General features: G+C 70.1%; 6 protein-coding genes. 3 read left to right on the forward strand and 3 right to left on the reverse strand.

Going from position 1 to position 12,699, the window contains the following annotated elements; translation table 11 throughout:
• Positions 1–9: 9 nt before the first annotated feature.
• Together Vgi01_RS19780 and Vgi01_RS19785 are read left to right on the forward strand one after the other, a co-directional pair.
• Positions 10–1,470 carry an NAD-dependent succinate-semialdehyde dehydrogenase gene (locus Vgi01_RS19780; protein ID WP_204291984.1) on the forward strand — a complete coding sequence of 487 codons (1,461 nt, stop codon included), beginning with the start codon at positions 10–12 and terminating at the stop codon, positions 1,468–1,470.
• A 126-nt stretch (positions 1,471–1,596) separates the two neighbouring features.
• Positions 1,597–2,814 (forward strand): iron-containing alcohol dehydrogenase, encoded by a 1,218-nt coding sequence (locus tag Vgi01_RS19785; RefSeq protein WP_204291985.1) that lies wholly within the window; start codon positions 1,597–1,599, stop codon positions 2,812–2,814.
• A gap of 65 nt (positions 2,815–2,879) precedes the next feature.
• Here Vgi01_RS19785 and Vgi01_RS19790 read toward each other — a convergent pair whose 3' ends face one another.
• The 3 genes from Vgi01_RS19790 to Vgi01_RS19800 form a co-directional block, all read right to left on the reverse strand.
• Positions 2,880–6,155 (reverse strand): hypothetical protein, encoded by a 3,276-nt coding sequence (locus Vgi01_RS19790; RefSeq protein ID WP_204291986.1) that lies wholly within the window; start codon positions 6,153–6,155, stop codon positions 2,880–2,882.
• Positions 6,156–6,336: 181 nt separating this feature from the next.
• On the reverse strand, positions 6,337–7,143 hold the full coding sequence (locus Vgi01_RS19795; protein ID WP_204291987.1) for a TIGR02452 family protein: 807 nt from the start codon (positions 7,141–7,143) through the stop codon (positions 6,337–6,339).
• 107 nt (positions 7,144–7,250) lie between these two features.
• A complete protein-coding gene (locus Vgi01_RS19800; protein ID WP_204291988.1) occupies positions 7,251–11,465 on the reverse strand; it encodes a HEAT repeat domain-containing protein in 4,215 nt (1,404 codons plus the stop codon).
• A 275-nt stretch (positions 11,466–11,740) separates the two neighbouring features.
• On the opposite strand from Vgi01_RS19800, the gene Vgi01_RS19805 reads away from it, so the two are divergent.
• Positions 11,741–12,697, forward strand: coding sequence for an SCO2521 family protein (locus tag Vgi01_RS19805; RefSeq protein WP_204291989.1), 957 nt, complete (start codon positions 11,741–11,743; stop codon positions 12,695–12,697).
• The last annotated feature ends 2 nt before the right edge of the window (positions 12,698–12,699 follow it).

Consider the following 12,699-nt stretch of genomic DNA (forward strand, 5'->3'; position numbering starts at 1 on the left):
GGCGACGCGATGAGTGACCCGACGAACGTCCTGGCCCCCGAGCACCGGCGGCTGCGCATCGGCGACGCCTGGCGCGATGCCGCAAGCGGGGCCACATTTGCCGTCGAGGACCCGGCCACCGGCAAGACCATCGCCGAGGTGGCGGACGCCGGTGTCGTCGACGGGCTCGCCGCGCTGGACGCGGCGAGCAGGGCGGCGGGCCAGTGGGCGGCGACCGCGCCGCGGAAACGGTCGGAGTTGCTGACCGCGACGTACCGGGCCCTGACCGGACGATCCGAGGAGGTCGCCCGGCTGATAACCCTGGAGATGGGCAAGCCGCTCGCCGAAGCCAGGGCGGAGGTGGCCTACGGCGCCGAGTTCTTCCGATGGTTCGCTGAGGAGGCGGTACGCGTCGAAGGCCGCTACAGCACCGCTCCCCCAGGCGGGTACCGCATCCTCACCGTGCCGAAGCCGGTCGGCCCGTGCGTGTTCGTGACGCCCTGGAACTTCCCGCTGGCCATGGGCGCCCGCAAGATCGCTCCCGCGCTGGCCGCGGGCTGCACGACCATCACCAAGCCGGCCGCCCAGACCCCCCTGACCATGCTGTTGCTGGCCCGCATCATGCAGGAGATCGGCGTTCCCCCGGGCGTGGTCAACGTGGTGACCACCAAGCGTTCCGGCGAGGTGGTCTCCGCGCTGCTGGCCGACAGCCGGACCCGCAAGCTGTCGTTCACCGGGTCGACCGAGGTCGGGCGGGTGTTGCTCCGACAGGCGGCGGACAACGTGCTGCGCACCTCCATGGAATTGGGCGGCAACGCCGCCCTGATCGTGTGTGCCGACGCCGACCTGGACGTCGCGCTCGACGGCGCCATGGTGGCCAAGATGCGCAACATCGGGCAGTCCTGCGTCGCCGCCAACCGGATCTACGTCGAGGAACCGGTGCGCGAGGAGTTCACGGCACGCTTCGCCGAACGGATGGCCGCGCTGTCGGTGGGCCATGGTCTCGACGACGGCGTGGACGTCGGAGCGTTGATCGACGCCGTCTCGGTCACCACGATCGACGACCTCGTCGCCGACGCCGTCGGTCGCGGCGCCCGGGTCCTGGTGGGCGGCGAACGTCCGGACGGGCCGGGCCACTTCTACCCGCCCACGGTCCTCACCGACGTGCCCGACGACGCGCGGATGCTGCAGGCCGAGATCTTCGGCCCGGTGGCGCCGATCATCTCGTTCACCTCCGACCAGGAGGTGATCGCCAAGGCCAACGACACCGAGTACGGCCTGGTCGGCTACGTCTTCACCCGTGACCTGCGGCGTGCGCTGCGCTTCATCGAAGGGCTGGACACGGGAATGCTCGGCGTCAACCGTGGTCTGATCTCGGACCCGTCAGCGCCGTTCGGAGGCGTGAAGCAGTCCGGCATCGGCAGGGAAGGGTCGCACGAGGGCATCCTCGAGTACCTCGACCTCACCTACGCCGCGATCGACCTCCCGTGACCGGCCTGCTGCCCCGGCCGCTCAGCGTGTGCCTGCGTCACCCGGAGGGCCAACTGTCCCCGGTCTCGCAGGTGACCTGGACGTCCGCCCCGCCAATCGTCGCCGACGTTCCGGAGAGGCACCGACATGCTTGAGACCGTCCGCGGACCACGCCAACTGATCGTGGGCGAAGGGGTCGCGCAGAACATCCCCCGAGTGGTGGCCGAGAGCGGCTCACGCGTCCTCATCGTGACCGACCAGGTGCTTCTGGGGCAGCCGGGCGTGGCCGACATCGTGGCCGCCGTACGGGAGAAGGTCGAGGTCGTCGAGGTGTTCTCCGACGCGACCGCAGACGTGCCACTCACCGACGTCGCCCTGGCCGTCTCGGCCGCCGCCGAGGTGGACGCCGACGTGATCCTCGCCATCGGCGGCGGCACGGTCATCGACCTCGCCAAAATCGTCGGCGTCATCCGCCGCCACGGCGGAACGCCGCGCGACTACTACGGCGAGTCCAGAGTGCCGGGGCCGACGATTCCACTCGTCGCGGTCCCGACGACGTCGGGCACCGGCTCCGAACTCACCCCCGTCTCGGTGTTGACCGACCCGGACCGCGCCCTCAAGGTCGGGGTCTCCAGCGTCCACATCGTGCCCGACTTCGCCATCGTCGACCCCGAACTCACCTACACCTGCCCGGCGACCGTCACCGCCCACTCCGGCATCGACGCGTTCTGCCACGCGGTGGAGAGCTACACCGCCCGACCCCGGGCCCACGGACCACGCGACCCCGTGGAACAGGTGTTCCTCGGCCGCAACCCGGTCACCGACCACTACGCGCTCCAGGCCGCACGGCGCATCGCCCGTAGCCTGCGCCGTGCCGTCAGCAACGGAGGCGACACGCAGGCACGCGCCGACATGTCCTACGGGTCCATGCTCGCCGGACTCGCCTTCTCCCACGCGGGCAACGCGGCCCCGCACGCCCTCCAGTACCCCATCGGCGCCGCCACGCACACGCCGCACGGCCTGGGCGTCGGGCTGCTACTGCCCTACGCCCTGGACGCAGCCCGGGACGCCATCGGCGACCGGCTGGCCGTCCTCGCCGGGGTGTGCGGGCTCGACGTGACCGACGCCTCGGATGCCGAGGCCACAGACACGTTCCTCACCTGGCTCGACGGGCTCCTCGCCGACATCGGCATCCCGCCCACCTTGGCGGACATCGGCGTGGCCCGCGCCGACCTGCCCCGCTTCGCGGAGATGGCCAGCGGCGTCACCCGCTTGATCCAAAACCATCCCGGCCCGACCGACACCGCCAGCCTGACCGCGATCCTCGAAGCGGCCTGGACCGGCGACCGAACCCGACGGTCCTGAGCCCGCGCGGAGATGGTGACCGGGCGACCGGTGCCCCGATAACGGTGGGGACACGGCTACCCCGGTCAGCTCATGTCGATGGCGTATGCCTCTGCGCGCACGTCGAGGTCCGGGTGCTGGCGTAGCCGGATCAGCAGGTCTCGCCATGGCGTTTTCCATCCGAAGCCGGCGCCGTGACGGACCAGCGATACCGCGAACAGGCCACCGGCAAGGTCGCCGCGCTCTGCCAGGTCGACGATGGTGGTGGCGAGAGCGTCGGTGTCGGGCCACTCGTGCAGGCTGCGCAGGCGGACGCCGACGCGTTCGGCGGTGCGGACCGCGAGGACGGGTCGGCCTTCGCACAGGTCGGCGATCTCGTCGAGATTGTCGAGTCGGTGAAGGTCGACCAGCAGCGCGGTCGCCGTGCCGGTGAAGCCGGGTCGGGTGGCGAGCCAGCGTGCTGATTCGACAAGTGTGCTGCGGTCGGCACTGGGCGGCTGGTGGCCGGATCGGACGGCCGCACCCCGGGCGAGAAGTTCGATGCGGCGTCGGTGCGGGCGGTCACCCGTGGCGGGGTCGCCAGGATGGTTGTCGTCGGCATCCCGGGCGACGAGGCGTGTCAGCGCATCACGGAGTACGTCGTCGCCGCCGGCCTTGAGCAGATCGGCGACCTCGCTGGACGTGGTCGTCTCGTCAAGGTCGATGAGGCGGTGCACGACGAGGTCGGCGACTCCGGTCAGCCACGGTGACCAGGCCCCGAGTTGGACGAACGCGGCACGTCGGATCTCACGGTCGGTGGCCCGACAGGCGTCGACGACGAGCGCGCCGTAGGCCGGGCGGTGTCGGTGCGGGATCGTGTCCGGGTACGCGTCGAGGACGGCGCGGCGCTCCTCCCGGCTACCGTCGACGGTGGCCCGCAGGATGGTCCAGCTCGCGTCGGTGTGTAGCCGCTGCCGGGCGGCGGACACGATCGCCGCGCGCACGTCGCGGTGCGCGTCCGGGCGTCGGTGGACGTCGAGCAGGGTCGTCAGCGTCTGCGGCGGCCCGTAGCGGGCCAGCAGCCGAGCTGCCTCCTTCCGGCTGGTGATCTTCACCGCGCCGGTGAGCACCTCGCTGAGCAGCCGCACCAGCAGCGACGGTGCGACGTGCCGGGCGGCCCGGCCTGCCGCGTACAGCGCGACCCGAGCCCGGTCGCTGTCGGCGTACCGCAGCAGGAGCCGCAGTGCCTCGTCGGGCCGGTCGGTCCAGACCAGCGCGCCCAGCGCTGCCTCGGCAATCGCCACCTCAGGGGCGTCGACGTGACGCAACACCAACTCCCGTCCCGCACCCGGAACGCGGGCAGCGGTCCAGATCGCCGCCGCCCGGAACCACACCTTCTGCCCTGTGTCGGCGATGACGAGTTCCTGCAGGTGCACGAAGCGGGCCTGTTGGCGGGGCAGCCAACGCTCCGGGTGCACCGCCCGGACGGGCACCCACGGCGTTCCCGCCTCGATGAACCGGCCGCGGGGACGGTGGTCCAGCGCCTGGTCGAGCAGGTCGGTGCGGACGGTGCAGATCGTCGTCCACACCTCGTCGATCGTCACCGCCGACGGATCGGTCGCGACTACCTCGGCGACGCGGCCCGCACGCGTACGTGGATCGTCCAGCCACAATCCGATTGCGGTACGGGCCACCGAGGGCAGCGTGTGCGGGCCGATCGCGCGACGCAGCAGGTCCTGCAGTTGCGGCACGCGCCAGGCTCGTTTGCCGAACGCGTAGCTGAGCGCGAAGAGCGGCCCGTACCGGCCCCGGTCGATGCCGGCCGTGACCCAGTCGTGCAGCCGCTGGAAGACCAGCGTCTCCTGCCCTCGCCGCAGCACCGTGTCGAAGCGGCGCAGCACCGGCACGTGGGCACCGGTGCTCACCAGGTCGATCGTGAGTAGCGCCCACTCCCACAGCGGCGGCACGGCGACGTGGTGTTGCAGCACGTCGACGGCGAGGCTACTCAGTGCTGTCGTGGTGGCGGCGGAGGCGTCACGGGCGTCGACCGCGTCGGTGCTCAGCTGCGTGAGACCGGCTGCCGTGTCCGCGGTGAGCAGTGGCGCCACCCTCGCCAGTGCGGTGAGCGCGGCGGCCCGGACCGGATCCTGCTCGTTACGCAGCCGACTGAGCCGCACAACCACCTCCGCCACCGCCTGTGGGTCACGGGAGCGGCGGGCGGCCTGCAAGAGCAGCGTGTAGCTGTGCGCCCGCTCGTCGGCGTCGCCCGAACGCAGCGCGTTCTCCAGCGCCGCGGACGCCTGCGGCCAGTTCAGGTACGCCGACCAGGTCCGTACGTCGGCCTCCCGTTCGCGGATCTTCGGCAGGCCCAGCACCCGGTTCGCCTCACGCACCCGGACCGCGGCTGGCAGCACCTCCATGATCTCGGCGCTCGGTATCCACGCCGCCGTGTCGACCTCGGCCAGGGCACGGTCGTACAGCTCCCCACGCCGGGCCGGCGCGACAGCATCGAGCAGTGCCGCCAGAGCCCGGCTGCGGTCGTGGAGCCGACTGGCCAGCGACACCAACTCGTCGGTGGGCAGCACCGCCAGCCGCCGCAGCACAGCCGGCGGAAGCGCGGAACGCCGCAGCCACGCAGCCCGGCCAGGCGCGGTGAGCAGCCGGATAACCCGGCTGGCGTCGTACGCCGCGAGCACCCCGTACGCGGTGAGAGGGCCGGGTAGCCACTCCTCAGGCGCGTACCGTTCGAGCAGGTCGAGTGCCTGCGCCGGGTCGCACCTCAGCACCGCAGCAGCGGCCTCGACCCAGATTCTTTGCCGCAGTTCGGGTCGGGCTGCGGCGAGCCGCTCGCGGACCCGGTCCAGCAGCGGGCCGGAGTGCCACCGGACAAGCCGCTCCAGGCGCATCGCGTGCTCCAGGTCGGGCAGCAACGCCCGCACCGTCGCGGTGCCGCATGCCGGCAACAAGGCGGCGGCTTCTTCATCACCGAACTGGGCACGGATCTCGCCGATCAGCGCATCGGCGATGTCCGGTGCGGGCCGGCGGCGAAGATCCCGATAGACACGCCGTCGCTCTACCGCCGGCCGATCGGTGACCTCACCGATCGGGAGACCCATACGCAGCGCCGAGGTGAGCGCGGCACCCCTGATCGATGGCTGGGGATCACGCAGCGCCGCGACGACGCCATCGCTGTCCCCCGCCACCCGCGCCGCGACGAAAGCGAGGTGCCGCTCGTAGGGGCCCCGCTCGCGGAGGTCGGCACACACCTGCATCCGGTCAGGGGCAGTCTGCGCCCACTGCGCGAGACGGTTCATCCGTTTGCGGTAGGGCAACGGATCGAGCGAGTTCAGCAGGTCATGGGTGGCAGTGAGCACAGCGTGCATTCTGCCCTCCACCCCATCCGCGAGGAGATCGATATATCGTCCCGTTCGGCGGCAGCCAGCCGTCGTCAGCGAGGATCTGCCGGATCTCGATGGAGCCGAGATGCCTGCGGACGGCGTCGGGTAGCAGCGCCGCCGCAGTCCGCCTGTTGAGGGCGTGCGTCCGCGCTCCCAGCCGCCGATTTCACGGCAGTTCCGGAAAGCGCTCCACGAAGGTGCGATACACCGGTGTGCCCGGCAGACCATCGCGGATGGCAAACACCACGCGGTCGAATCGGTCGACCATCTCCAACGCGTCGGCGAACGCACCGGCCACCGCGGCGGGGTCGTTGCGGAACACGCCGCACCCCCACGCACCCAACACCAGCGTCCGATGCCCGTGCGCAGCCGCGGCCTGCAGCACCCGCCGGGCGCGCCGGACCAGCACCGCCGGTACGTCCGTCGTATGCTCGGGCTGGTTGCGGAGGATCGCGCCAAGGTTCGGCGCCGCAGCGGTCAGGAACGATGTGGTGTACGACTGGTCGAGCAGGTTGCCCTTGTCGTCACGGAACACCGGCACGTTCGGGGAGTAGATGACGCGGTCGCTGTACCGCAGATCCCGCTGTCCTCGATGGAACGTGTAGAACTCTGGTGCCGCAAGCAGACACGGGTACAGCGCCGATGCGCGGGCGATGCTCTCCTCCTGCGCTTTCGCCCCGCCCAGGAATCCGCCACCCGGGTTCTTCGCCGACGCGAACACCAGACAGGCCGCCCCAGGCCCCAGCCGGTAAGCCGCCTGCAACGTCGACTCGTACGTCACCTCCACCTCACCCGCGCCAGGCGCCGCGCTTTCCACCGCAAGGACCTCGTTCGGCAGGTGATGGCGCGTGCCGGCGACTGCGGCACGTACCGCCTCGCCGATGACGACCTCATCACCGGCGGCGTTGCGATAGCGTCCCGACTCGGCGATCGCCACCGTCTGCCGAGCGATCTCACGAAGTCGGCCGCTCACCGGCACACTCGGTGAGTCGGAAGGTGAAGGGTCCGCACAGCCAGCAGGCTAGGCAGGTAGCGCGGCTGACGACAAGCGGTTTCCCGGGCCCTGCACGAGGCCGTGGATCACGGAAAGTCGTCGGGCGTGATGTCGGGCAGCGTGGCGAGCAGTTGCCCGGCCAGGCGCCGTACGGTGTCGTCGTCCCGCTGGCGGCCGAGCCGTATGAGCAGCTCTCGAGTCCGGGTGTCTCGGTAGTGGTGTCGGGTCAGCGCCAGCAATGCGGTCCGGCGGATTTCCCAGTCGTTGTCAGCGGCCAGCCGGAGCAGCAGCTCCGGCACTCCGGCCCGGCCGGCCAGGGTCGCGCCGAGTTGTTCCACCGCTCGGCGCCGGACCTCCAGGGCCGGGTCGTCGCGGACCAGTCCGACGAGCAGCACCTGAACCTCGGGGTCGGTGCCGAAGTGTTCGCCGAGCGCGGCGGCGATGCGGGCACGGATCGCCGGGTCCTGGTCGGACAGGCGGCGCATCAGTCGCAGTGTCACCGCCATGGAGGCGCTCCCCTGCTCGGTGAGGCAGCAGACCGCGGCGTCGAACACGGTCGGGTCGGTGTCTGACTCGACGCATTCCAGCAGCGTGTCGGTCACCACGTCGGGACTGCCGTGACGGCAGAGCGTCCGCACGGCGGCCAACCGGATGCCGACGTAGCTGTCCCGGCGGGCTCGCCGGCACAGTGTTTCGACAAGGCTGTCGGTCTCGCCGTGCCGGGCGAGCGCGTCGGCGGCCGCGCGCAGCACGTTCGGGTCGGGATCTCGGCTGACCTGTTCGGCCAGGCACTCCCGTACGGCGGGGTCGGGTGGGTCGGCGAGACGGGCCAGGCTTCGGGTGACCCGCAGTCGGACGAGCGCGTCGCGCTCTTCGAAGGCTCGGCTGATGAGCAGGTCGCGGGTGGCACGGCCGAACAGTTGTCGGCCGGTGAGCAGGTCGACGGCGGCGAGTCGGACGCTGGCGGTCGGGTCGCGTCGGGCGCTGGCCAGTAGTAGTTCTTCGGTACGCGGGTCCGGGTGGGTCTCGGCCAGGGCGCGTACCGCGGCGAGGCGTACGGTGGCGTCCTCGTCGGCGCGAGCCGCCCGCGCCACCACGGTCCAGCAGGCGTCGTCGGTGCTGTCCCGGTCGATCAGTGCGGTCACGGCGGCAGCCCGCACGGAGGCGTCCTCGTCCTGTTCAATCTGATCGATCAGCCGGGCCCGGCAGCGGCCGTCCGGGTCAGGCACGAGCGTCAACCGCTGTACGGCGGTGGCGCGGAGCCGGGCGGAGCTGTCTGAGCCGGCCAGCTTCAGCAACAGCTCGGTCTCCTCCGGCCCGGCCCGGCCCGGCAGCAGTCTGGTCGCCAGGCAGCGCCGCACCTCGTCCGGGGAGTCGCCGGTCATTCGCTGTAGCGCGCGACTGCGGGCGGTCTCGGCGTGTTCGGGCAGGGCCAGCAGGGCTGTCAGCGCCTCCTGCACGACTGCGGGATCGGAGTCCGTGGCCAGCAGTCGCTGGAGGGTGCCGGGTGCGTGCGGTAGGTCGGTGCAGCGCGCGGTGAGCACGGCGACCGCCGCCCGTCGTACCGTGGCGGCGTTGTCCTCGGTGGCCCGGAGCAGGACGTGGCGGATGTTGTCGCTGAGTTCCGCCCGACCGCCGAGAGACTGTACGGCCAGCGCGCGGACCGCGGGGTCGGGCGAGTCGGTGAGGTCGCGTAGCTCGTGGATGAGGTCGGCATCGGCGCCGAAGTGAGTGATCAGGGCCCGTACGGCGGCCTGCCGAACGGCGGTGGAGACCTCGGCTCCGGCCTGTGTGATCAGGATGTCCCGGTAGCGGTGACGGTCGCCGTCGGTGGCGTTCAGCCGGCCGGCGGCTTCGGCGAGCCCGGCGACCAGGGCGAGGTGGGCTTGCCGCTCGCGGCCGTGCTGGAGCTCCCGGACCAGCAGTTCCTCCAGGTGTTCCTCGGTGGTGGACAGCGCTGCGGCGATCCGGGTGGCAAAGGTGGAGCCGGAGCGCCAGCTGGTGCGTACGCCGCGGCGGCGGTACCAGTTCAGGAAGGTGTGCCGGCCGGGCCAGTTCGGCCCGAGTGCCCGCACCGACGAGAGCAGTTCCTGTTCGGTGAGCTCGGTCAGGTTGGGGTCGTCGGCGGAGATGCCGTGTTCGACAAGCAGGACGATCTGGCACAGCACGGCGTTACCCGCAGCGGTCAGTTCGGCGGGCTGTGGGGTTTCGGCCACGCATTGTGCGGCCAGCACCAGGTTCCAGGGCGGGGCGGTCAGGTTCAGCGGCGGCCAGGGTTGGGTGGTCTCGGTGGCGAGCAGGGTGATCAGGTCGTTGGCGATCCGGGCGGGTAGGGCACCGGCGACGAGGCGCAGCACCTCTCGCCAGGACGGGTCGGCCCAGTGTTCGCGGAAGAGGGCGCGGAGCCGGTCGAGGTCCCAGGCACCGGGGTCGTTTTCGAACCTGTCCACGATCTCCTCGGCGCAGAAGAATTCCAGGAACGCGCGGTGCACGAACCCGAACAGTCGCAGTCCGTATCGTTCCAGGATGAAGCTTCGGTGACGCAGTTTTTCGATCATCGAGTAGGCCATGGCGAGCGCCCGCTCGTTCTCGAAACCGTAGAACGCGACGAGGTGGTCCCGGAAGACGCGGCCCAGTTCGTCGGAGTCGATGTAGTTGCCTGCTGGTCCCGATTCCCGGAACTGCATGTGGAATGCCAGGTGACGCAGTAGTCGACGCTTCGCCTGCAGGTCCAGCGACGGGACGTCGCCGTGGCTCTCCCGCAGTTGTTTGGTCACGTCCCACTCGGAGATGAGGACGTCGGTGACGTGTGCGTACAGTCGGCGTCGGTTGCGGGGCAGGGGGTGGCTACGGCCGACGATCGTCATGAGCATCAGCAGGAGTGGGTTGCCGGCGATCTCGTGCATCGCTCGGGAGTTGCGCAGCATGTCGAGAAGCTGTCGTCGTTGCCGTTGTGCTTCGACAGCTGGGGTGGACATCACGTAGCGGTACCAGTTGTCGAGGAACTGGGTGATTTGTTCGTCGTCGAGGTCTTCGAGGGTGAAGTGGTCGAACCCGGCGTTGGCGAACGTGTGTCGCTGGTAGCCGGCCGCCCGTGAGGTGACCACTGACAGCACTCCCGGGTACTCGTTGGCGAAGGTGGCGATCTGTGCGGCCACCTCTTCGCGCTGAGCCGGGTCGAACACCTCGTCGAGTCCGTCGAAGAGGAAGAGGGCTTGGCCGCCTTGGCGCAGGTATGACTCCAGCACCTCCTGGTCGATTCCGGTCAGTCCCTGTTGGTGGCGGTGTCCGACGTAGTCGAGTAAGCCGTCGCAGCGGCCGTCGCCGCGGTGCGCGGCGTAGGAGCGAAGCTCGATCAGCACGGGCAGGTACTGGTTGAGCGCCGCGAGTCGCGGTTCGTCGCAGGCTCCGGCCAGTGCCAGTGCCAGGTACTGCGCGGCCGCTGACTTGCCGGAGCCTGGGTCGCCGAGCAGGACGATCGTTTGGCGGCCGGGGTCGCAGACCACGTCGAACAGCGAGAGCGCGTCCTTGGCCGCGTACTCCTCCCAGAGTCGTTCGAGCTCTTCCGGGTTCACCACGCCGGGTAGGCCGCTGGTGTCGCCGTCGGATGTGGTGCCGGCCCATCGCCACCAGGCCAGTGGCATCTCCGGGCGGGCTTCCTCGTGTACTCGGGGCTCGACGAACAATTTCGGCAGTCCGACGGTGAGGTAGCCGATGGTGGGACGTGGTGAGACGGCGTCGACCGGGACGGCTTGATATCTGAGCGCCAGTTGCTTGTGGTAGTGGCTGCGTACGGCTTCGGGTAGGTGGGTGTCCGGATCGGCGGGTCCACGTGCGGGAGAGCGTCCACTGCGTACGTCGGCCAGCGCCGCGGTGACCTTGGCGGTGAGGTCGTCGACGCTGGTGAAGAAGGCGCACAGGTGTCGTTCCTTGAGTTCGCGGCGCAGTTCGACGATTCGCTCGCCGTCGGCACCCCGGTCGACCTGGTCGACCGGCCAGGGGGTCTCCTCGGCGAGGAGGAAGACCAGGCAGGGTTTTCCGGCCGCGAGTGCCTCGCGGTACTCCAGTTCGGTGATGGAGGATTCCTGACCGGGCGGGCGAAATCCGTAGCGCCAGGCAAAAAGTCCGATGTAGAGGTCGCAGCGGCGTACGTCGGCCAGGCAGCGGTCGAGCGGTGGTCGGACGTCAGCACCGTACGCTTCCATGGCGACGTCCTCGATCTCCAGACGGCGTGCCACTGCGTGTACGGCAGCGCGATATTCCAGCAGGTCTTTCTGAGTGGCCGAAAGGTAGACCTTCATAAACGGCAACTCCAGGGGTAGCTGGCGTCCGCACTATCGAAAATATCAGTCGTCGTCACGTTCGTGCGGCCGGCGACGCTCCGCCGCCATAGGATTCCCGCCGATGTCGGGCCTATGATGCCCCCAGGGCAGACGCCGACCCGCGGGTCGATTCCGTTTTCGCCGGGTCCCGTTACCTCAATGGGGTCGGTGTCCGCGCAGGTCACGGCGAGGTTAATCAGCGGGGGTCGCATTCCGCAGGATGATTGCGGGCGGACGGCGATGCGGAGGAAGCCATGATCACTTTCGGTGAGGTGCACACCAACCTGCTTCAACACAGCACGGCGCTGGTTCAGGAGCAGAGTTCGCAGGTGCTCAGCCTGGTCGAAGGCGAGGCCGTGCTGACATCCCGCCGTCCGTCGCTCTATGCGGTCTCGCCCGATGTGCGCACCGGCGTGGACTGCTGGCTGCCCAGCGCCAGGCGGAGGAGGCTACGGGGGGTGGGCGCGGTGGTCACCCGGGCCATCATCACCGGTGGCCGAATCGTGCAGGCGTCGTCGGTCATCCAGGTCGTCGCCGGAGAACGTCGCCAGCCCTGGTCGCACTATCTGGCCAACCCGGGCATCCTGGAGACGGTCGGCAAGCTGGACAGCGCCGACCTGACCTCGGGGTTCCTGCACGGCCACGACACGGACGTGCTGAACCTGGAGGCGATCACCGGGCGGGTGCTCGACGGGGTGCAGATGTCCGACCTGCTGGACCGGCGTCCGCCGCTGCGTGCGGCGCGTACCCGGCTGCGCTGGACCGCGCAGGTGGGCCAGCAGCCGGACCGGGAGGTTTCGGCCGTCGTCACCGTGGACTCCCCGACCCTGCGTACGGTCGAACTGGTGCTTGCCCCCCAGGACGTGCCGGCGGCCGTGGCCGGTCTCTGCGAGGACCTCGCGTTGCACGACTGGCTGCTGACCACGCTCTCCTCCCTGATGGAGGCCGTTGTCACCCGGTCGGGCAACGGGCAGGAGCATGTCGAGCGATTGCGTCCCGTGTTGGAGCACCTGCTGCATCTGTGGTTGCCGGGCGCGCGGGTCGACCCGCGACTGCGGCCCATCTGGGACCGGTTGGAGCAGGTGCCCGGATTCAGCCGCCAGTGGAACTCGTCGGTGAACTGGATCCGCGATCAGATCAGTGTGGGCAACCTGGCGCTACTGCGTGACCTGGCGAGCCGCATGTCGGTCGACCAGCCATGTGGACGCTGAGC

The organism is Micromonospora gifhornensis (assembly GCF_016863515.1).
Classification (GTDB): domain Bacteria; phylum Actinomycetota; class Actinomycetes; order Mycobacteriales; family Micromonosporaceae; genus Micromonospora; species Micromonospora gifhornensis.

Bases quoted from the DNA above. Each gene is read 5' to 3' on its own strand.
- Vgi01_RS19780 (WP_204291984.1), top strand. From the start codon at position 10: ATGAGTGACCCGACGAACGTCCTGGCCCCCGAGCACCGGCGGCTGCGC.
- Vgi01_RS19785 (WP_204291985.1), top strand. From the start codon at position 1,597: ATGCTTGAGACCGTCCGCGGACCACGCCAACTGATCGTGGGCGAAGGG.
- Vgi01_RS19790 (WP_204291986.1), bottom strand. From the start codon at position 6,155: ATGCACGCTGTGCTCACTGCCACCCATGACCTGCTGAACTCGCTCGAT.
- Vgi01_RS19800 (WP_204291988.1), bottom strand. From the start codon at position 11,465: ATGAAGGTCTACCTTTCGGCCACTCAGAAAGACCTGCTGGAATATCGC.
- Vgi01_RS19805 (WP_204291989.1), top strand. From the start codon at position 11,741: ATGATCACTTTCGGTGAGGTGCACACCAACCTGCTTCAACACAGCACG.